Raw genomic sequence first — 19,034 nt, 5'->3', positions numbered from 1 at the left:
GTCGTGCCTCCCCCAGTGCCTTAAGGGCCTGGGGGACCCCCAGGGCGGCACGGGTGGGCGATGGGGGTCCCCCCGCTCGAGCGAAGCCGAGAGTGGGGGAGGCACCCGCAAGCGCCGGGTTGCGCACCCACCCGCCCCCACTGTCCAGGCAGTCACCCACTCAGTCGCCGGGTGACGCACCCCACCCACCCCACGGCCACCAACTCACCCACACACATCCCGCCAAGCCCCCCCAATCGACCCCGCCACATCATGCGCCCCCACCGGCGCCCCATCCGCCGCATACCGCCCGGCCAGCCCATGCAGATACGCCGCCACACTCCCCGCATCCACCGTAGAAAGTCCCGCCGCCAGCAACGACCCGGCAAGCCCGGACAGCACATCCCCGCTCCCAGCCGTGGCAAGCCACGGAGTCCCCGTCGGATTCACCCGCACGGGCCCACCCCCCGCACCCGCAACCAACGTCGTCGACCCCTTCAACAGCACGGTCGCCCCATACCGCCCCGCCAACTCCCGCACCGCCGCAAGCCGAGCCCCCTCGACCTCCTCCCGCGCAACCCCCAGCAACGCCGCCGCCTCCCCGGCATGCGGAGTCATCAACGTCGGCGCACCACGCCCCCGTACGGCCCCGGCGTCGGCCAGCCGCAGCCCGTCCGCATCCACCAGCACCGGCACGTCGGCCGCCAGCACCTCGGCCACCGTCCCCGCGTCGTCCCCGGCCCCCGGCCCGACGACCCACGCCTGCACGCGCCCCGCCCGCCGAGGCCCCTGATCGGACACGAGCGTCTCCGGGAACCGCGCGATCACCGCATCCCCGGCCGGCCCCACATACCGCACGGCCCCCGCCCCACCCCGCAGGGCCCCGGCGACGGCGAGCACCGCGGCGCCCGGATACCGCGCCGATCCGGCGGCGATCCCCACAACGCCCCGCCGGTACTTGTCGCTCTCCGACACCGGCACCGGCAGCAGCGCCGCCACATCCGCGTGCTGCAACGCCTCCAACTCGGCCTCGGCAGGAAGCTCCAGCCCGATGTCGACGAGCCGCACCGCCCCGGCGTACTCCCGCGCCGGATCCACCAGCAGCCCCGGCTTGTGCGTCCCGAACGTCACTGTGAGATCGGCCCGTACGGCCGCCCCCCGCACCTCCCCGGTGTCGACATCGACCCCGCTCGGCAGGTCCACGGCGACCACAGCGGCCCGCCCCCGCGCCGCCGCCTCCGCCAGCGGCACCGCCTCCGCCCGGAGCCCGCCCTTGCCCCCGATCCCGACGATCCCGTCCATAACGAGGTCGGCCCGCCCGATCAACTCCTCGGCGCCACCGACCCCTACGACGACACCCCCCGCCCGCCGCAACGCCCCGAGCCCACCCGCATGGACCCGCTCGGGCGACAGCAGCACGGCCGTCACCCCCGCACCCCGCCGGGCCAACCGGGCCCCGGCATACAGCGCGTCTCCCCCGTTGTCCCCACTGCCGACCAGCAGCACGACCCGGCTGCCGTACACGCGCCCCAGCAGGTCCGCGCAGGCAGCGGCGAGCCCGGCGGCCGCCCGCTGCATCAACGCCCCCTCCGGAAGCCGCGCCATCAAGTCCCGTTCAGCTGCCCTGACCGTCTCCACGCCGTACGCAGTCCGCATACGCCCGAGTCTCCCCCACATCAACAACCTCGTCGCACCCATTGACGCTTAGCCACCGCGTTGCCAAACTCACCGGCCCCCACAGGATGAATCGATTCAGTCGAACGATTCGACGAGAGGACCCAACCCCCATGGGACGCAGAGCCGCACTTCTCGCCGCCACCGGCGCGGTCGCCCTCCTCACCACCGCAGGCACGCTCACCGCCCCCACCCCGGCCACCGCCGCTCCCTCCCGGGCGGCCGCCGCCTGCGGAGAGGGCTCGTACCAGGCGGAGGCCGTACAGAGCGGCAGCACCTGGACCGCCCGGCGCGGCGGCAGCGTCGTCCACACGGGCACCGACATGCGGGCAGCGGTCCAGGCAGCCGTCAACAGCCTGACCGCGGGCCGTACCGCCAAGGAACGAGTGGTCGTACGCGGCTCGGGCTCGATGTCCGCCGGATCCCGCATCTCCCTCCCCAGCTACACCGTCCTCGACGTCTGCGGCACGATCAACGTCACCGGCACGGGCTCCGGCGACCAGGCGCCGGTCTACTCCCGCGGCACCCGGGACGTGGAGGTCCAGCACCTGAACGTCACCGGCAGCCCGCTGTACGGCGTCTTCCTGCGCAACGTCCAGAACGTGATCCTCGGTCAGATCGACATGCGCCTGTCGGCCGGCCTCGGCATCCGCATCGACAACCGGGGCGACACCAGCCAGTGGACCCGCAACGTCCGCATCGACAACGTCTACGTCTCCGGTGCGAGCAGCCACGCGGTCGAGACGTACGGTGTGGACGGCATCACCATCGGCACGGTCACCGCCCGCAACGTGGGCGAATCGGGACTGCTGCTGAACCAGACGATCAACGCCACGGTGACCAAGGTCGACGCCGAGGGCGCGGGTACCGGCACGGGGTACGCCGCGTTCCGCATGGCCAACCGCAACGGCCGGGTGGGCAGCGGCTATCCCACCAACATCCGCGTGGGCGAAGTGATCGCCCGAGGCGGCGGACGCGGCGTCTTCTGCGTCTCGGAGAGCGGCGGAGCGGTCATCGACCGGGTGAACATCTCCAACACCGGCAACAACTCGATCCTGATCGAGAACTGCTACAACCTGAACATCGCCGCCCAGAGCGGCAGCGTCACCGGCGGTGGCGAGATCCGCCTGGCGGCCCGCTCGGAGTTCCCGAACAACTCCGACATCACCATCCAGAACCTGACGGTGACCAACTCCGCGATCCGGGAAAGCCCCTGCGGCACGAACACCACGTTCCGCAACAACACGCTGGTGAACAGCAGCCAGTCGATCTGCTGACGCGGGGTTCGGCCTCGGCCGTCTGTCTCACCCCTCGGCGATGACAACGGCCGAGGCCACTCCGGCATCATGACTGAGCGACACATGCCACGACCGCACGCCCAACTCCGCCGCCCGAGCCGCCACGGTCCCCATCACCCGCAGCCGAGGCTGCCCACTGTCCTCGACGAACACCTCGGCGTCCGTCCAGTACAGCCCCGCCGGCGCACCCAGTGCCTTGGCCAACGCCTCCTTGGCGGCGAACCGCACGGCGAGCGAGGCAACGCCCCTTCGCTCGCCACTGGGCAGCAGCAACTCACTCTGCAGAAACAGCCGGTCGACCAGCCCGGGCGTCCGCTTGAGTGACGCCTCGAACCGGTCGATCTCAGCCACGTCGATACCGACCCCGATGATGCTCATGCGGAGCACCCTACGGCGACGAAAGGGCGAGGCCGGGGTCCGCTGCCCGGCAGTCGGTGGTGAGGTGGCCGTCGGGGCCGCCCGGCGTGCCTGCGAGGCGAGACTGCGCCCGCCAACCCCGGCCAGCCCCGCAACCGACGGAGGTGACCGCCTGCCTCGGCCACCCGCCTTTCCGGGCCGCTCGCTCGCTTCCTCCCCGTGCTGGAACGGACCGGGTCAAGGGTCGGCCGAAGGCCGATCGGCGCAGCCGACGCGAAGCGCCCTTGACGCGGGCCGTGGAAGCACGACACTGGCAAAGAAGTGGGCGGCCCCGACCGTCACACCACCGCCAACGGCTGGGCAACAGACCCGTGGATCAGTCCAAGCCAGGCTTCTCCTGTGGAACGTCCGGGTCGTCGGCGAACAGATCATCCGCCCGCTCGACCGTGCGGGAACGCTTCAGCCAGGCGTCCATGCAGTCGAGATCGGTGCAGGTGGTGATGCGCTCGCGCACACTGTCCGGTACGGGGATGCCACGCACCTCCAGCACGGCCAAAGTCCCCTTCGCCTTCTCGTTCGCCAGGCCGACGGAGTAACCGGAGGCCCACTGCTCGGCGTATCCCGGTGGCCACTTCTCGATCTTTCCCCGCAGATACGCGATCTCCCCAGGAGACAGACCCTCCCGCTTGATGATCTGCTTGAACCTTCTGTGGAGTTCGGCCATGGCTTTCTCGGGTGGGAGCCCCATGGTGATGGCTGCCACCAGTGATGTGGCCATCCCCGAGATTTCCTCTTGCAGTTCCGGGTTCACGCCGCGGCCAACTCGCACCACACGAATTTGCCCCGATCCCCGTCTCTCACCAGCGGCTGCCAGCCCCATACGTCGGCACAGGCCCGGATCAGCGCCAGCCCTCGCCCCTCCTCCAGCTCGGCCACACGGTCGAACGACCGCGGCGGCTCGGGCGGTTCGGGATCGGCATCCCACGCTCCGATCCGCAGCACGCCGGCCGACCAGCGCACGCGCAGTGCAGCGGGCCCCTTGGTGTGGCGTACGGCGTTGGCGACCAGCTCGGTCGCGAGGAGCTCGGCGGTGTCCACGAGGCTGATCAGCCCGTGCATGGTGAGGATCAGGCGGAGGGTGCGGCGGCTGACGGTGACGGCTCGGACGTCGTTCGGGATGTAGAGCGTGTACTCCCAGGGTTCATTTTCGGGCATGCGTGAACTCCGTTCGGGTCGTGGGGAGTCGCGATCATCGGGCGGTGTCATTGCCGCAGCCGTCATGGCAGGACGGAGCGGTGCGCTTCCGGCCGTAGCGTGTGCGTCGCATCACTGAAAGTAGACCTGGATTTATAGGTTCAGCAAGCGGATCGCGTAATCTGACCCCGAACGAGTCGCGCTTGCAGGCGCGTTGAGCCGAGGAGCAGTTCATGGCGGGATTGAGGCGCGAACCAACAGCGCGCCAGATGCGCCTGGGTATCGAGCTGCGCAGACTGCGTGACGCAGCAGGTCTTACGGGCCGCGAGGCGGCGGCACTGCTCGGGGTGAGTTCCGCACAGATCAACCAGATCGAGTCCGCCCTCACCGGCGTGAGTGAGCAGCGTCTGCGCCGCTTGGCCTCCAACTACGCCTGCTCGGATGAGGAGTTGGTCAACGCCCTCGTGGCGATGGCGACCGACCGGACACGTGGCTGGTGGGAGGAGTACCGGGGCTCCCTGCCCACGCCCTTCCTCGACCTGTCCGAGCTGGAGCACCACGCCACGTTCCTACGGGAGGCCCAGTTCCTGTACATCCCCGGCGTGCTCCAGACGGAGGAGTACGCCCGTGCGGTCTACGCCTACAGGGTCCCTGAACTCCCCTCAGAAGAGTTGGAGTTGCGTGTCCAGCACCGGATGCGACGCAAGGTCATCCTCGAAGGCCCGGCTCCCACACCGTACGAAGCCGTCATCCACGAGGCAGCGCTGCGCATCATGGTGGGCGACCGCGCTGCCTCCCGAGCTCAGCTCGCCCGCCTCGTCGAACTCTCCGAAGCAGACCACATCACCGTACGCGTCATCCCCTTTGAACTGGAGGGATTCGCCGGCGCCACGAGTGCGATGACGTATGCGGGAGGCGCCCTGCCCAAGCTGGACACCGTCGTACGCGATGGCCCTCACGGCGCCGCCTTCGTCGACTCCGAAGCCCAGCTCGGCGCCTTTCGGGCGCTCTTTCATAAGGTGGAGACCGTGGCGCTCCTTCCCGAGCGGTCACGCGATTTCATCCACAGGTTGGCGAAAGAGCTGTGAGGTAGTCCGTGAACACCCCCGACAACTGGCGGAAATCGTCCTACTCCGGTCCCGGCGACGGCGACTCATGCGTGGAGATCTCCGACCGCCGTACCCACATAGCCATCCGCGACTCAAAGACCCCGGCCAGGGCAACCCTCACCTTCCCGACCGGAGCCTTCACCGCCTTCCTCAGCGCCCTAAAGACTCACTCCACCGTCACCGACTTCGCCAGGTTCCGAGGCTGATCCACCTCGTTCCCCCGGGCGGCGGCCAGCTCACAAGCGAACACCTGCAGCGGCACCGTAGCCACCAGCGGCTGCAGCAACGTCGGCGTCACCGGAATCCGAATCAGGTGATCCGCATACGGCACCACCGCCTCATCCCCCTCCTCCGCGATCACGATCGTCCGCGCACCCCTCGCCCGGATCTCCTGGATGTTGGACACGATCTTGTCGTGGAGCACGGACCGCCCCCGCGGCGACGGCACGACCACCACCACCGGCAGGTCCTCCTCGATCAACGCGATCGGCCCATGCTTCAGCTCACCCGCCGCGAACCCCTCGGCGTGCATGTAGGCGAGCTCCTTCAGCTTCAGCGCGCCCTCGAGAGCCACCGGATATCCCACGTGCCGCCCCAGGAACAGCACCGTGTTCTTGTGAGCCAGCGTGCGCGCCAGCTCCCGTACCGGCTCCATGGTCCCCAGCACCCGCTCGACCTCACCGGAGATCTGCGACAGGTCCCGGACGACCGCGCGAATCTCGTCCCCCCACTTGGTGCCCCGCACCTGCCCCAGATACAGCGCGACCAGATAGCAGGCCACCAACTGCGTCAGAAACGCCTTCGTCGAGGCAACCGCCACTTCCGGCCCAGCATGCGTGTACAGCACCGCATCAGACTCGCGCGGGATCGTCGAACCGTTGGTGTTGCAGATCGCCAGCACCTTGGATCCCTGCTCGCGGGCGTGCCGCAGGGCCATCAGCGTGTCCATGGTCTCGCCGGACTGGGAGATGGCGATCACCAGCGTCTGCGGGTCCAGGATCGGATCCCGGTAGCGGAACTCGCTCGCCAGCTCCACCTCGCACGGAATCCGCGTCCAGTGCTCGATCGCGTACTTCGCGATCAACCCGGCGTGGAAGGCCGTACCGCACGCCACGATGACGACCTTGTCGACCTCCCGCAGCACCCCTGGTGGGATCCGCACCTCGTCCAGCGTCAGTGAGCCGGCCGCGTCGATGCGCCCCAGCAACGTATCGGCGACCGCCTTGGGCTGCTCGGCGATCTCCTTGAGCATGAAGTAGTCATAGCCCCCCTTTTCCGCGGCCGACGCGTCCCAGTCGACGTGGTACGACCGGACCTCGGCCGGCCGGCCGTCGAAGCCGGTCACCGTCACCCCGTCCCGGCGCAGCTCCACCACCTGGTCCTGACCCAGCTCGATCGCCGACCGCGTGTGGGCGATGAACGCGGCGACGTCCGAGGCGAGAAAGGCCTCGCCCTCTCCAACGCCCACCACCAGCGGCGAGTTCCGCCGCGCCCCCACCACCACATCCGGCTCGTCGGCATGCACCGCGACCAGCGTGAACGCCCCCTCCAGCCGTCGGCACACCAGCCGCATCGCCTCCGCGAGATCCGCGCACGACGAGAACTCCTCGGCCAGCAGATGCGCGACGACCTCGGTGTCGGTCTCGGACGTCAGCGAGTGCCCCCGCTCCTCCAACTCCGCCCGCAGACAGGCGAAGTTCTCGATGATCCCGTTGTGCACGACGGCAACCCGCCCGGCGTTGTCGAGATGCGGATGCGCATTCGCGTCCGTCGGCCCGCCGTGCGTGGCCCACCGCGTGTGCCCGATCCCCGTCGTGCCCGTCGGCAGCGGCCGGTCCGCCAGTTCCTTCTCCAGGTTGACCAGCTTCCCGGCCTTCTTCGCCGCCGCCAGTCCGCCGTCCGCGAGCACGGCGACGCCCGCCGAGTCGTATCCCCGGTACTCCAGCCGCTTCAGCCCGGCCGTCACGACATCGAGCGCCGACTGCGCTCCCACGTATCCCACGATTCCGCACATGACCGGCAGCCTACGGTCGTTTCCGGCGCCGAACCGGTCGTAGCGTGCCCGAATTCGGAAATTCCCACGCCGGTACGAACACCGAAACGGACCGCCCCGCCGAGCAGCACCCGGGAGCGGCGTGACGGATCCCACCCCACCGTCCGTTCGTACTCCCGTAACAATGGACTGTGATCTCTCCGGTCTCCTCGATGCCCCGGAGCGCCCACCGGCCCAGGCCGGAGGCGACTCCCTACGTCGACCTCACCCGCTCGGAGTGGAGCGCGCTGCGGGACAAGACGCCGCTGCCGCTCACCGCGGAGGAGGTCGAGAAGCTGCGCGGTCTCGGCGATGTCATCGACCTCGACGAGGTGCGGGACATCTACCTCCCGCTGTCGCGGCTCCTCAACCTCTACGTCGGCGCCACGGACGGCCTCAGAGGCGCGCTCAACACCTTCCTCGGCGAACAAGGCTCGCAGTCGGGCACCCCCTTCGTCATAGGCGTCGCCGGCTCGGTGGCCGTGGGCAAGTCCACGGTCGCCCGTCTCCTGCAGGCCCTGCTCTCCCGCTGGCCCGAGCACCCGCGCGTGGAGCTGGTGACGACGGACGGCTTCCTGCTGCCCACCAAGGAGCTCCAGGCCCGCGGCCTGATGTCGCGGAAAGGTTTCCCCGAGTCGTACGACCGCCGCGCCCTGACCCGCTTCGTCGCCGACATCAAGGCCGGCAAGGACGAGGTGACGGCCCCTGTCTACTCGCACCTCATCTACGACATCGTCCCCGGCGAACGCCTCGTGGTCCGCCGCCCGGACATCCTGATCGTCGAGGGCCTGAACGTCCTCCAGCCCGCCCTCCCCGGCAAGGACGGCCGTACCCGGGTCGGCCTCGCCGACTACTTCGACTTCAGCGTGTACGTCGACGCCCGCACCGAGGACATCGAGAGCTGGTACCTCAACCGGTTCAGGAAACTGCGCGCGACCGCCTTCCAGAACCCGTCCTCGTACTTCCGCAAGTACACCCAGGTCTCCGAGGAGGAGTCGCTCGACTACGCCCGCACCACCTGGCGCACGATCAACCGCCCCAACCTCGTCGAGAACGTCGCTCCCACCCGCGGCCGCGCCACCCTCATCATCCGCAAGGGCCCGGACCACAAGGTGCAGCGCCTGAGCCTGCGCAAGCTCTGACCGTTACGCTGCCGCCATGCTGCATCTGCGCCTGATCACGCCGTCCGAGAAGACCAGGGACGTGATCCGCCTGATCGAGAAGACGGTCGGCACCACGCACCTGGTCGTGATGCCGGGCGCCGCCCGCAACCCCTCGGGGGACGTCGTCATGTGCGACGTGGCGCGTGAGGCGGGCGACGAGCTGCTCACCGGACTGCAGCAGATGGGCCTCGACGACACCGGCTCCATCGCCGTCGAGAACATCGACCTCTCCCTGTCCAAGCGGGCCGAGAAGGCCGAGGAGGAGGCTCCGGGCGAGCCCGCGGACGCCGTGCTGTGGGAGCACCTGACGGAGGCGACGCACGAGGAGTCGACACTGTCGGTCACGTACCTCGCGTTCATCACGCTGGCCACGATGATCGCGGCCTGCGGTGTGGTGCTCGACAACGCGATCCTGATCGTGGGCGCGATGGCGGTCGGCCCGGAGTTCGGCCCGCTGGCGGGCATCTCCACCGCGGTGGTGCAGCGCAGGCCGCACCTCGCCCTGCGCTCACTGATCGCGCTGCTCGTGGGCTTCGCGGTGGCGATGGCGGTGACGGTGGGCTTCAGCCTCTTCATGGACGCCGTCGGACTGTTCACCAAGGAGCAACTGGAGGGCGAACGGCCGCAGACCGGCTTCGTCTACGCCCCCGACTGGTTCTCCTTCGTCGTGGCGGTCCTCGCCGGCGCCGCCGGCACCCTCTCCCTGACCTCCGCGAAGTCCGGCGCCATGGTCGGCGTGGCCATCTCCGTGACGACCGTCCCGGCCGCCGCCAACGCGGCCGTAGCCCTGAGCTACGGCGACACAGGCCAGACCTGGGGCTCCACGGAGCAACTCCTGCTCAACCTGTTCGGCATCATCCTCGCCGGCACCCTGACACTGCTGGCACAGAAGTGGTTCTGGTCCAAACAACGCGGGAAGAGCAACGCCCCGTAAGGGGCGCGGGGAACTGCGCGACAAGCCACAACAAACCCGCAGCCCGCCGCGCACAGAACCCCCACCCCGAACCCGGAACCAGCAACTACCCCAGCGCCGACTTCACCGCATCAGCCAACCGCCCCGCCACAGACCGAGCCTGATCAATATCCGCCGCCTCAACCATCACCCGCACCAGCGGCTCCGTCCCCGACGGCCGCAACAGCACCCGCCCGGTGGACCCCAGCTCCTGCTCCGCCTCGGCAACCGCCGCCGCAAGATCCGCGGACGTCTTCACCCGCGCCTTGTCCACATCCGGCACATTGATCAACACCTGCGGCAGCCGCTCCATCACGCCCGCCAGATCCCGCAGCGTACGACCGGTCTCGGCGACCCGTGCGGCCAGCAGCAGCCCGGTCAGCGTGCCGTCGCCCGTCGTCGCGTGATCCAGGATGATCACGTGCCCGGACTGCTCACCACCGAGCGCGAAGCCGTGCTCCTTCATCTCCTCCAGCACATACCGGTCACCGACCGCGGTCTGCACCAGCGCGATACCCTCCCGCTCCATGGCCAGCTTGAAGCCGAGGTTGGACATCACGGTCGCCACCACGGTCTCGGCCCGCAGAGCGGAGCGTTCTCGCATCGCCAGCGCGAGCACGGCCAGGATCTGGTCGCCGTCGACTTCCTCACCGGTGTGGTCCACGGCGAGGCACCGGTCCGCGTCACCGTCGTGCGCGATACCGAGATCGGCCCCGTGCTCGACGACCGCGGCCTTGAGCTGCCCCAGGTGCGTCGACCCGCACCCGTCGTTGATGTTGAGCCCGTCCGGCTCGGCCCCGATCGTGACGACCTCGGCACCGGCCCGCGCGAACGCCTCCGGCGAGACCCCCGAGGCCGCGCCGTGCGCTTCGTCCAGGACGATCTTCAGCCCGTCCAGCCGGTTCGGCAGTACGTCGAGCAGGTGGCCGACGTACTGGCCGAAGCCCTCCTCGTAGGACCGGACCCGCCCGACACCGGCCCCGGTGGGCCGCTGCCATGGCTCACCGTGCCGGTGCGCCTCGTACACGGCCTCGATCTTGTCCTCGAGCTCGTCGGCGAGCTTGTGCCCGCCGCGGGCGAAGAACTTGATGCCGTTGTCCGGCATGGCGTTGTGGCTGGCGGAAAGCATGACACCCAGGTCGGCCCCCAGCGCACCCGTCAGATACGCCACGGCCGGCGTCGGCAGCACGCCGACGCGCAGCACGTCCACGCCGGCGCTGGCGAGGCCCGCGACCACGGCGGCCTCCAGGAACTCCCCGGACGCACGCGGGTCACGCCCGACCACCGCCGTGGGCCGGTGGCCTGCGAAGGTGCCCGCCTCGGCCAGCACGTGGGCCGCCGCGACCGACAGACCGAGCGCCATCTCGGCCGTCAGATCCGCGTTGGCGACACCGCGCACGCCGTCCGTGCCGAAGAGTCGTCCCACTTGTCCTCCTGAGGAAGCGTCAGTTCCGGTCGCCGTGCGGGTGCGGCCCGCGCACATGGCTCCCGGGTCCCAGGCATTCGATGCCTGGCCATCCGATCACACCAGCCTTTGAGCGTCTTGTGCCGTTATACGCCTGTGGGCTGTGATAAACGAACGCCCCGGCGGCACAGTGGCGTGCCGCCGGGGCGTTCGGAGTACGTACGGGGTACGTACCAGCAGGCAGCGAAGCCTAGCGCTTGCTGTACTGCGGAGCCTTGCGGGCCTTCTTCAGACCGGCCTTCTTGCGCTCGACCGCACGGTCGTCGCGGCGGAGGAAGCCGGCCTTCTTGAGCGGGCCGCGGTTGTTGTCGACGTCGGCCTCGTTCAGCGCACGGGCGACACCGAGACGGAGCGCACCGGCCTGACCGGAGACACCGCCACCGGCGATCCGGGCGATGACGTCGTAGCGGCCCTCGAGCTCGAGCACCTTGAAGGGCTCGTTGACTTCCTGCTGGTGCACCTTGTTCGGGAAGTAGTCCTCAAGGGTGCGACCGTTGATCTTCCACTTGCCGGAGCCCGGAACGATCCGGACGCGGGCAATGGCGTTCTTGCGGCGGCCCAGGCCGGCGGCCGGCTGGGGCTCGCCGAAGCGGGAGGCCATGGACTCCGAGGTGTACTCGCCCTCGACGGGGACCTCGGACTCGGTGGTGTAGCTGTCGATGTCAAGCTCTTCGAGCGGCTGCTCGGCAGTGGTCTCGGCCACGATTCTCCTCAGATTCTCTTCGGTCTTAGGGGGTGGCCGGACTTACTGCGCGACCTGGGTGATCTCGAACGGAACCGGCTGCTGAGCAGCGTGGGGGTGGTTCTCGCCGCGGTAGACCTTCAGCTTCGAGAGCATCTGACGGCCCAGGGTGTTCTTCGGGAGCATGCCCTTGACGGCCTTCTCGATGGCCTTCTCGGGGTTCTTCTCGAGCAGCTCGTCGTAACGGACGGAGCGCAGACCACCCGGGTAGCCGGAGTGGCGGTACGCCATCTTCTGGGTCCGCTTGTTGCCGGAGAGGTGCACCTTGTCGGCGTTGATGATGATGACGAAGTCACCGGTGTCGACGTGGGGCGCATAGATCGGCTTGTGCTTGCCCCGCAGAAGGGACGCGGCGGTGGTGGCGAGACGACCCAGGACGACGTCCTGAGCGTCGATGACGTGCCACTGGCGCGTCACATCGCCGGGCTTGGGGCTGTACGTACGCACGGTTCGTAGCCTTCGCTTCGAGTGAATGGTCCTAAACAAGGTCACCGAAACGATCACGACAGCCTGGACCGCACGGCGGCGACGCAAACCGCGTACGTGGGGTCGCTGGTCATCGGCCCGGTGGACCGGTGTAAGGGCCCGTCCCGTGAGAATGAGCAAGCCAATACACAACGAACATGCAGGATACCTGCGGCGCGCCCACCCGGTCAAAACGGGTCGACACCGCCCGGCAGCCTGTTCGACCCCCAGTTTAGGGCCTCGCACCCGCACCCCGGACCGCGATCGCCGCAACACAGAACGTGACCGCCCGCCTCAGGCGCCTGCGCAACCCCGGCGACCAGCAGCGGGACACCAACGGGACGCAGTAGCCGTACGACGAGCAGGCCGCCGGGACCCCGGAGAGCAGCACCCCCACCACGACGTCGACGAGCACCGCCCGCACCAGCCACGAAGCCCTTCGCACCAACCACCCGGAGATGCCGCATTTGCCCGTCCTCATGGAGCGAACGCTAGGACCTCGAGGGCTGGTTGAGACGGACCAGCACACCCTTGCGCCCGTCTAAGATGCGCCCCATGAGCTTTGGGCAGGGGGGACCCCAGTCCCAGTGGGATCCCTGGAAACCGCATTCGCAGCAGCCCTGGAACGACGCCGGTGGCCAGAGCCCGGACTGGGCTGCTCTCGCCGAGGCGTCCGAGGCCCGCAACAAGCGCCGCAGACTGCTGTTCATCGGCGGCGGAGCACTCGCCACCGTGGCGATAGGCGCTGCCGTCGCCGTGGCCGTCGTCTCGGCGAACGGCGACAGCCAGGCCTCGAACCAGCCGAGCTCCCAGCTGCCGGCCACCGCCGACCTCCCGAGCGAGTCCGCCACGGCCCCGTCGTTCGCGCCGACCAGCGCCCCGCCGCCGCTGGACCCGAAGGACTTCGTCTCCAGCAAGAACAAGGACAAGGCCCCGCTCAGCGCGGACCGGCTCTTCCCTGGCACCCAGCTGACCATGGGCGAGACCGTGTACAAGAAGGGCCCGACGGCCGACACGAAGAGCTGCGCCAACGCGGCCAGCGGGACACTGCCGAAGGTCCTCGACGCGAACGACTGCACCCGTCTGCTCCGTGTCACCTACACCAAGGGCGGTGTCGCGGTGACGGTCGGCGTGGCCGTCTTCGACACCGAGGCCCAGGCGACCAAGGCCAAGGCCGAGGCCGACAGCAAGAGCAGAGTCAAGTCCCTGTCCGGCGGCGGGATCAAGGACTTCTGCAACGCCGCGGTCTGCCGCACGACGACCAACTCCTACGGCCGCTACGCCTACTTCACGATCGCCGGCTACACCAACGGCAACGATGTGACGCCGAAGAACACGGAAGTCTTCTCCTCCGGCGACGACCTGGCCGAGTTCACGTTCCGCCAGATCCGCCGCCGCGGCGAGGCCCAGGCGTCGGCGGCGGCCAACGAGTGACGCGCCCCACCAGCCCGCGCACCCACTCCGGTACGTGACGCGATGCGGATGCGCGGACGCCTCGGGCTGATCGGCGCCGGGGCCGGCGCGGCGCTGCTCGCGCCGCTCGGGATATGGGCGGCCTGGCCGGACGGGGAAACGGGCGGCGACAACGACCGGCCGGTGCCCACCGACCTGCGGAGACGGGACCCGCACGCGACCCCTGCCGCGCGCCGGGTGTACGCCCTGCTGGCGAGCCTGGAGAACGACGCGCGCCGGGGCCGGCCGAGCCGCACGGTGATCGGCCAGCACGTGGAGCTGCACAACGAGCGGTACAACCCGGCGTACGGCGACTACCGGGGCACCAAGCAGCCGGGCTACTACTACCGCAAGGTCCGGGACATCACCGGCCGGCTGCCGGGCTTCGTCGAGCTGGACCTCGGCCCGGGCTACGGCCAACCCGGCTGGGCGGTGGGCCGGACCCGCTCCTACTCCAGCGCATGGCCGGGCTGCCGCCGGTACTGGGGGTACGTCGACGACGCCGTCGACCTGGCGGTCGGTGTGTGGGCGGGCCTGCCCCGGCCGGCCGACGGCTCCTACCGCCCTTCGGGCACGCACACGGACTGCGCCTCCGGCGGCGAAGTGTCCCTGCCGCACAACGGCGGCGATCCGGCGGGCCTGGTCGGCTTCTCCTTCCACCAGCCGTACCCGGGCAGCCCGGTCAAGGGCTTCGAGCAGACCAAGCACCGCAACTCACCCGGCGCACGGGATCCCGGCTGGTTCACCCGGGTCGTCACCCCGGGCACCGCCGAGCACGGGGCACTGCTCCACGACCTCGGCTTCCTCGCCGACCACCTGGGCTACCTCGCCGACCGCGGGGTGCCGGTGCTGCTGCGGCCGTACCACGAGATGAACACGGCACCGGGCCGGGGCTTCTGGTGGGCGGGCCAGGACCCGGCCACGTTCCGGAGGCTGTGGCGTCTGACGTACGACTACCTCGTGGGCCGCCGCGGACTGCACAACCTGATCTTCGTGTGGGCGCCGAACTCCTGGGACGGGTCCTACGGGCGGAAACCCGGGGCGTACTATCCGGGCGGCCAATATGTGGACGTCGTCGGCGTCGACGACTACAGCGACTCCCCGGCCCGCCCGTTCGGCGGCGGAGCCTGGACCGAGGTGTGGTACCGCGGCCTGGAGGAGTACCGCAGGCCCCGGATCGTCTCCGAGTCCTTCCACGTACCGCTCAACGCGGCCCAGCCCCGGACCCTGGCCCGGACGCCCTGGGTGCTGTGGACGGTGTGGGGCCAGGCCCTGTCGTACGACAACGTCTCCGCGCCCCGGAAGAAGAACACCGCGGACGATGTGAAACGGACTTACCACTCTTCCTACGCGATCACGGCGCAAGACTTCACTTGATTAACTTTTGAACACATCTTCCTCACATCGGTTCCACGTAACGGGCATGCGTGCGAGAATCGTGCTCCTGTTCGGCCAGTGGTTTAGGCGCCTGGGGGGGCTTCTGACTGGTGAGTGGCCGATAGCGCCAAAGAAGGCGTTGGGGGGCGTGGAACCCAGAGTGAAAGTGCCGCGGTGCGCTGTGTCGTGCCGTGGCCGAGATCTGTCGCTGCCTCAACGCACCACCGATCTCACGGGAGTTCCGCACTCGTCATGGCATCGACACTGGTCGACGGGAGCGTGCCGCACCGGCGGCACAATGCCAAGCTGGCCCAGCGCACCGCGTCCTGGAAGCCGGGCATCATGCCGTTCCTACTCCCCTTTGTCCTGCTGGTCGCCTTCGGCCTGTGGTCCTACCGGCCCAGTTCGTCACCGCTGAGCTGGGCCCTGACCATCGTCTGGTCCCTGCCGGTGATCGGCGTGATGGTCGGCATCCAGGGCGCCCTGCTCATCCGGCGCCGGGTACGGCAGAGCGACCAGATGACCCCGCCCGCGCCTGCCGAAGAGGACTTCCTGATCACCCTGGTACCGACCATCGGCCGGCACGACACGTACCCCGCTCTGGAGCGCTCGGTCCTCAGCTACGTCGAGCACCTGCCGGAGTACTTCCCGTACATGCGCGTCGACGTGCTGACGGAAGAGGGCTGTGAGGCGGCCGAGGCCATCGACCGGCTCGCCGCCTCGCACCCGCTCATTCGGGTGATCACCGTGCCCAAGGCGTACGTCCCGGCCAACGGCACCCGTTTCAAGGCGCGCGCCAACCACTACGCCCACGAGCTGCGCATCGATGAGGGCGAGGCCCTCGACCACGTGTGGGTGCTGCACATGGACGACGACACCGCCGTCGGCCCCGACACCGCCTCCGCACTCGCCCAGTTCATCAACCGGCAGCGCCGCGCCCACCCCGACGAGGCCAAGCACATGGCCCAGGGCATCCTCACGTATCCCCGCGAGGCCGCCGTCAACCTCTTCACGTGGCTGGCCGACGCGGTGCGTCCCGCCGACGACATCGCCCGCTTCCGCGCGCTGACCGGCATGGGTACCCCGGCCGCCGGTGTGCACGGCGAGCTGCTGGTGCTGCGCGCCTCCATCGAGGCCACCATCGGCTGGGACTTCGGCCCCAAGGAGATCGTCGAGGACGCCCGCCTCGCACTGACCTTCTGCCGCCGCTACCCCGGCCGCAGCGACTGGTTCAACGGCCGCTGCTACGGCGCCTCCCCCGCCACCGCACGCGACTTCGTCAAGCAGCGCGACCGGTGGGCATGGGGCCTGGTGGCGCTCTGCTTCAACAAAGCCGTCCCCTGGCGCTACCGCTGGTTCCTGTCGATCTGCGTGGCCACCTGGATCCTCGGCCCGCTCCAGCACATCGTGGCGGTGCTCTGCATCGGTCTCCTCGTCGGCGACATGAACACCTCCCCCGTGACCCAGTCCGTGGTCATCCTGTGGGCCCTCAACTTCGCCTACGTCATCTGGACGTACTGGGAGGGACTGCGGCTGAACGCGCTCGCGTCGGTCAGCGGCCGACGCAAGTGGTGGGAGCCGATCGTCGTGGTCGTCCTCATTCCCGTCTTCTCCGTGCTGGAAGGGCTCGGCGGCTTCAAGGGCTTCCTGAAGTTCGTCCGGCGCGAGGAGAACAAGTTCGTCGTGATCGCCAAGCCCGCCTGACCGCCCGGAAGCACATCTGATGAAGCGTTCGCGTTCGCGGCTGCCCCTGCTCGCCATCTTCCCGGTGACCGTCCTCACCCTCGTGCTGGGCGCCCCCTTCGTGCTCGGCAACCACCCGGTGCGCTGGGAATCGGGCTCGGCCCTGCCCAGCATCGTCCTGGACCGCTCCGACTCCGGCTCCGGCACCACCCCGCCGACCACCGCGCAGGACTCCTCCGGGACGGCGTCCTCGTCGTCCCCCGACACCACCCTCCAGGTGGCCAAGCCGTGGAAGCCCGGCATGCCCCAGTGGGGCGTACAGCTCTACTGGGAGGAGGAGGAGCAGAAGCGGTCCGCCACGTTCATCGAGAACCAGGCCCGCAAGCACGCGACGTACCTGATCGGCCTGGGCGCGAACTCGGTGTCCATCTCCTTCCCCTTCTACACCGATGGCCCCACCTCAACAACGACCTGACGGCCGGTGCCAAGACGCCGTCCCCTGAGCGCATGCAGCGCGTGCTGACGGTGTTCCAGGAGGCCGGCTTCCGCACCACGCTCCGGCCGATCATGGACGAGGCCTCCCTGAACCCGCCGACCGGCTGGCGCGGCAACATCGAACCCGCCTCCCGCTCCGCCTGGTTCGCGTCCTACCGGCAGTTCCTTACCCCCTACCTCGAAGTCGCCGACAAGACGAAGGCGAGCACCTTCGTGATCGGCACCGAGCTGAACTCCATGGAGGGCGACCCCGGCTGGGACTCCCTGGTCGCCTCGGCCGAGAAGACCTTCTCCGGCGAGGTCGCCTACGACGCCAACTGGGACAACTACGTCTCCGGCCGCATCAACATGCCGGTCAGCCACCTCGGCGTGGATGCGTACTTCCCGGTCAAGGTGCCGGACAGCGCCCCCGTCGACACCCTGGTCGAGGGCTGGAACGACTGGCTGGACAGGAAGGCGACCGGCCCCCTGCCGAACATCACGATCGCCGAGGCCGGTATCGGCGCGATGGACGGCGCCTACCACGCGCCCGGCGACTTCTACACGAAGAGGGCGGTCAACCCTGACGTGCAGGCCACCTGGTATGAGGCCGTCTGTCAGGTCGTCCAGGAGCGCCGGATGAGCGGCGTCTACTGGTGGTCGATCTGGTTCGACGACGACCCGAACACGCCCCCGGACGACAAGACCCAGTCCCGTCTGGACTTCGCCGGCCGCCCCCAGACCGAGAAGGCCGTCAAGGCCTGCTTCACCTCCGACTACGCAGGTCCTGGCGACGCAGCCCAGTAGCCGAGCAATGGAGAGATCCCCCCACGCACCTTCACCCGTCCCCGCAACCCAAGGCGGACACACATGACTGAAGCGATCCTTCTCGTGGGCGGTCAGGGCACCAGACTCCGGCCCCTGACCAGCCACACCCCCAAGCCGCTGCTCCCCGTGGCCGGGGTGCCGTTCCTCACGCACCAGCTGGCGCGTGCGGCTGCGGCCGGGGTCACCCGGATCGTTTTCGCGACCTCCTACCTCGCGGAACTCTTCGAGGCCGAGTTCGGGGACGGCAGCCGCCTCGGCCTGGAGCTGGAGTACGTCACCGAGGAGACCGCCCTCGGCACCGGTGGGGCCATCCGCAACGCCGCCGAACGGCTGCGCAGCGCGCCCGGCGAGCCAGTGCTGATCTTCAACGGTGACATCCTCTCCGGCGTGGACATCGCCGCCCTGCGCGAGAGCCACCGCGCCTCCGGAGCCGACGTAACCCTGCACCTGAAGCGGGTGGCCGACCCCCGGGCGTTCGGGCTCGTGCCCACCGATGCCGAGGGCCGCGTCCAGGCGTTCCTGGAGAAGCCGCAGACCCCGGAAGAGATCATCACCGACCAGATCAACGCGGGCTGCTACGTCTTCACCCGGTCCGTGATCGACCACATCCCCGCCGGCCGGGTCGTCTCCGTGGAGCGCGAGACCTTCCCCGAGCTGCTCGCGTCCGGTGCGCACCTGCACGGCGTCATCGACGACAGCTACTGGCTCGACCTGGGCACCCCGGCCGCTTTCGTCCAGGGCTCCGCGGACCTCGTGCGCGGCAAGGTCATCTCCCCGGCAATGCCCGGCC

20 protein-coding genes are annotated in these 19,034 nt (G+C 69.3%); 11 read left to right on the top strand and 9 right to left on the bottom strand.

Annotated features, from left to right (window positions below):
• Positions 1-204 precede the first annotated feature (204 nt).
• Positions 205-1,635, bottom strand: coding sequence for an NAD(P)H-hydrate dehydratase (locus ACTWQJ_RS24400; RefSeq protein WP_443308724.1), 1,431 nt, complete (start codon positions 1,633-1,635; stop codon positions 205-207).
• A gap of 131 nt (positions 1,636-1,766) precedes the next feature.
• Between ACTWQJ_RS24400 and ACTWQJ_RS24395 the strand changes: the two genes are divergently transcribed.
• Positions 1,767-2,930, top strand: coding sequence for a hypothetical protein (locus ACTWQJ_RS24395; protein WP_443308723.1), 1,164 nt, complete (start codon positions 1,767-1,769; stop codon positions 2,928-2,930).
• Positions 2,931-2,957: 27 nt separating this feature from the next.
• Here the strand turns inward: ACTWQJ_RS24395 and ACTWQJ_RS24390 are convergent, their stop codons facing one another.
• From ACTWQJ_RS24390 to ACTWQJ_RS24380, 3 genes are all read right to left on the bottom strand, one after another.
• Entirely contained in the window at positions 2,958-3,329 is a 372-nt protein-coding gene (locus tag ACTWQJ_RS24390) for a holo-ACP synthase (RefSeq protein ID WP_443308722.1), read from the bottom strand.
• Positions 3,330-3,684: 355 nt separating this feature from the next.
• Positions 3,685-4,086 (bottom strand): hypothetical protein, encoded by a 402-nt coding sequence (locus ACTWQJ_RS24385; protein ID WP_443308721.1) that lies wholly within the window; start codon positions 4,084-4,086, stop codon positions 3,685-3,687.
• A gap of 29 nt (positions 4,087-4,115) precedes the next feature.
• Positions 4,116-4,523, bottom strand: coding sequence for an ATP-binding protein (locus ACTWQJ_RS24380; protein ID WP_443308720.1), 408 nt, complete (start codon positions 4,521-4,523; stop codon positions 4,116-4,118).
• Positions 4,524-4,735: 212 nt separating this feature from the next.
• Here ACTWQJ_RS24380 and ACTWQJ_RS24375 point away from each other — a divergent pair, with 212 nt between their 5' ends.
• Both ACTWQJ_RS24375 and ACTWQJ_RS24370 read left to right on the top strand, forming a co-directional pair.
• Positions 4,736-5,590 (top strand): helix-turn-helix domain-containing protein, encoded by an 855-nt coding sequence (locus ACTWQJ_RS24375; protein ID WP_443308719.1) that lies wholly within the window; start codon positions 4,736-4,738, stop codon positions 5,588-5,590.
• An 8-nt stretch (positions 5,591-5,598) separates the two neighbouring features.
• Positions 5,599-5,817, top strand: coding sequence for a DUF397 domain-containing protein (locus tag ACTWQJ_RS24370; RefSeq protein WP_443308718.1), 219 nt, complete (start codon positions 5,599-5,601; stop codon positions 5,815-5,817).
• Here the strand turns inward: ACTWQJ_RS24370 and glmS are convergent.
• Positions 5,778-7,625: a glutamine--fructose-6-phosphate transaminase (isomerizing) gene (glmS, locus tag ACTWQJ_RS24365; protein ID WP_443308717.1), complete on the bottom strand. Its 1,848-nt coding sequence runs from the start codon at positions 7,623-7,625 to the stop codon at positions 5,778-5,780. The genes ACTWQJ_RS24370 and glmS overlap by 40 nt on opposite strands.
• Positions 7,626-7,816: 191 nt before the next feature.
• Between glmS and coaA the strand changes: the two genes are divergently transcribed.
• Positions 7,817-8,785, top strand: coding sequence for a type I pantothenate kinase (coaA, locus tag ACTWQJ_RS24360; protein WP_443308716.1), 969 nt, complete (start codon positions 7,817-7,819; stop codon positions 8,783-8,785).
• Between the two features lie 16 nt (positions 8,786-8,801).
• A complete protein-coding gene (locus ACTWQJ_RS24355; protein ID WP_443308715.1) occupies positions 8,802-9,740 on the top strand; it encodes a DUF389 domain-containing protein in 939 nt (312 codons plus the stop codon).
• Between the two features lie 85 nt (positions 9,741-9,825).
• On the opposite strand, the gene glmM is transcribed toward ACTWQJ_RS24355, so the two are convergent.
• The 4 genes from glmM to ACTWQJ_RS24335 form a co-directional block, all read right to left on the bottom strand.
• Positions 9,826-11,184, bottom strand: a complete 1,359-nt coding sequence (glmM, locus tag ACTWQJ_RS24350) for a phosphoglucosamine mutase (RefSeq protein ID WP_443308714.1) — start codon at positions 11,182-11,184, stop codon at positions 9,826-9,828.
• A 229-nt stretch (positions 11,185-11,413) separates the two neighbouring features.
• Positions 11,414-11,926 carry a 30S ribosomal protein S9 gene (gene rpsI, locus ACTWQJ_RS24345; RefSeq protein WP_129799256.1) on the bottom strand — a complete coding sequence of 171 codons (513 nt, stop codon included), beginning with the start codon at positions 11,924-11,926 and terminating at the stop codon, positions 11,414-11,416.
• A 42-nt stretch (positions 11,927-11,968) separates the two neighbouring features.
• Positions 11,969-12,412 carry a 50S ribosomal protein L13 gene (gene rplM, locus ACTWQJ_RS24340; RefSeq protein ID WP_129799257.1) on the bottom strand — a complete coding sequence of 148 codons (444 nt, stop codon included), beginning with the start codon at positions 12,410-12,412 and terminating at the stop codon, positions 11,969-11,971.
• 250 nt (positions 12,413-12,662) lie between these two features.
• Positions 12,663-12,911, bottom strand: coding sequence for a hypothetical protein (locus ACTWQJ_RS24335; RefSeq protein ID WP_443308713.1), 249 nt, complete (start codon positions 12,909-12,911; stop codon positions 12,663-12,665).
• Positions 12,912-12,985: 74 nt separating this feature from the next.
• Between ACTWQJ_RS24335 and ACTWQJ_RS24330 the strand changes: the two genes are divergently transcribed.
• The 6 genes from ACTWQJ_RS24330 to ACTWQJ_RS24305 form a co-directional block, all read left to right on the top strand.
• Positions 12,986-13,864, top strand: a complete 879-nt coding sequence (locus tag ACTWQJ_RS24330; protein WP_443308712.1) for a hypothetical protein — start codon at positions 12,986-12,988, stop codon at positions 13,862-13,864.
• A 48-nt stretch (positions 13,865-13,912) separates the two neighbouring features.
• Positions 13,913-15,259: a glycoside hydrolase family 26 protein gene (locus ACTWQJ_RS24325; protein ID WP_443308711.1), complete on the top strand. Its 1,347-nt coding sequence runs from the start codon at positions 13,913-13,915 to the stop codon at positions 15,257-15,259.
• Between the two features lie 252 nt (positions 15,260-15,511).
• Positions 15,512-16,963: a glycosyltransferase family 2 protein gene (locus ACTWQJ_RS24320; RefSeq protein ID WP_443308710.1), complete on the top strand. Its 1,452-nt coding sequence runs from the start codon at positions 15,512-15,514 to the stop codon at positions 16,961-16,963.
• 19 nt (positions 16,964-16,982) lie between these two features.
• Positions 16,983-17,417, top strand: a complete 435-nt coding sequence (locus ACTWQJ_RS24315) for a hypothetical protein (RefSeq protein ID WP_443308709.1) — start codon at positions 16,983-16,985, stop codon at positions 17,415-17,417.
• A gap of 32 nt (positions 17,418-17,449) precedes the next feature.
• Positions 17,450-18,223 (top strand): glycoside hydrolase family 113, encoded by a 774-nt coding sequence (locus tag ACTWQJ_RS24310; protein ID WP_443308708.1) that lies wholly within the window; start codon positions 17,450-17,452, stop codon positions 18,221-18,223.
• Between the two features lie 63 nt (positions 18,224-18,286).
• Positions 18,287-19,034, top strand: a 748-nt coding sequence (locus ACTWQJ_RS24305) for a nucleotidyltransferase family protein (RefSeq protein ID WP_443308707.1), incomplete at its 3' end; no start/stop codon positions are given.

This window comes from Streptomyces sp. KR55, assembly GCF_052245645.1.
GTDB lineage: Bacteria > Actinomycetota > Actinomycetes > Streptomycetales > Streptomycetaceae > Streptomyces > Streptomyces flavusporus.
This window is presented reverse-complemented; position numbering and strand designations above follow the sequence as displayed.

Bases quoted from the DNA above. Each gene is read 5' to 3' on its own strand.
- ACTWQJ_RS24335 (WP_443308713.1), bottom strand. From the start codon at position 12,911: ATGAGGACGGGCAAATGCGGCATCTCCGGGTGGTTGGTGCGAAGGGCT.
- ACTWQJ_RS24390 (WP_443308722.1), bottom strand. From the start codon at position 3,329: ATGAGCATCATCGGGGTCGGTATCGACGTGGCTGAGATCGACCGGTTC.
- ACTWQJ_RS24400 (WP_443308724.1), bottom strand. From the start codon at position 1,635: ATGCGGACTGCGTACGGCGTGGAGACGGTCAGGGCAGCTGAACGGGAC.
- ACTWQJ_RS24325 (WP_443308711.1), top strand. From the start codon at position 13,913: ATGCGCGGACGCCTCGGGCTGATCGGCGCCGGGGCCGGCGCGGCGCTG.
- ACTWQJ_RS24310 (WP_443308708.1), top strand. From the start codon at position 17,450: ATGCAGCGCGTGCTGACGGTGTTCCAGGAGGCCGGCTTCCGCACCACG.
- ACTWQJ_RS24320 (WP_443308710.1), top strand. From the start codon at position 15,512: ATGGCATCGACACTGGTCGACGGGAGCGTGCCGCACCGGCGGCACAAT.
- ACTWQJ_RS24380 (WP_443308720.1), bottom strand. From the start codon at position 4,523: ATGCCCGAAAATGAACCCTGGGAGTACACGCTCTACATCCCGAACGAC.
- ACTWQJ_RS24315 (WP_443308709.1), top strand. From the start codon at position 16,983: ATGAAGCGTTCGCGTTCGCGGCTGCCCCTGCTCGCCATCTTCCCGGTG.
- ACTWQJ_RS24375 (WP_443308719.1), top strand. From the start codon at position 4,736: ATGGCGGGATTGAGGCGCGAACCAACAGCGCGCCAGATGCGCCTGGGT.
- ACTWQJ_RS24330 (WP_443308712.1), top strand. From the start codon at position 12,986: ATGAGCTTTGGGCAGGGGGGACCCCAGTCCCAGTGGGATCCCTGGAAA.
- coaA (WP_443308716.1), top strand. From the start codon at position 7,817: ATGCCCCGGAGCGCCCACCGGCCCAGGCCGGAGGCGACTCCCTACGTC.
- ACTWQJ_RS24355 (WP_443308715.1), top strand. From the start codon at position 8,802: ATGCTGCATCTGCGCCTGATCACGCCGTCCGAGAAGACCAGGGACGTG.
- ACTWQJ_RS24395 (WP_443308723.1), top strand. From the start codon at position 1,767: ATGGGACGCAGAGCCGCACTTCTCGCCGCCACCGGCGCGGTCGCCCTC.
- ACTWQJ_RS24385 (WP_443308721.1), bottom strand. From the start codon at position 4,086: ATGGCCACATCACTGGTGGCAGCCATCACCATGGGGCTCCCACCCGAG.
- glmS (WP_443308717.1), bottom strand. From the start codon at position 7,625: ATGTGCGGAATCGTGGGATACGTGGGAGCGCAGTCGGCGCTCGATGTC.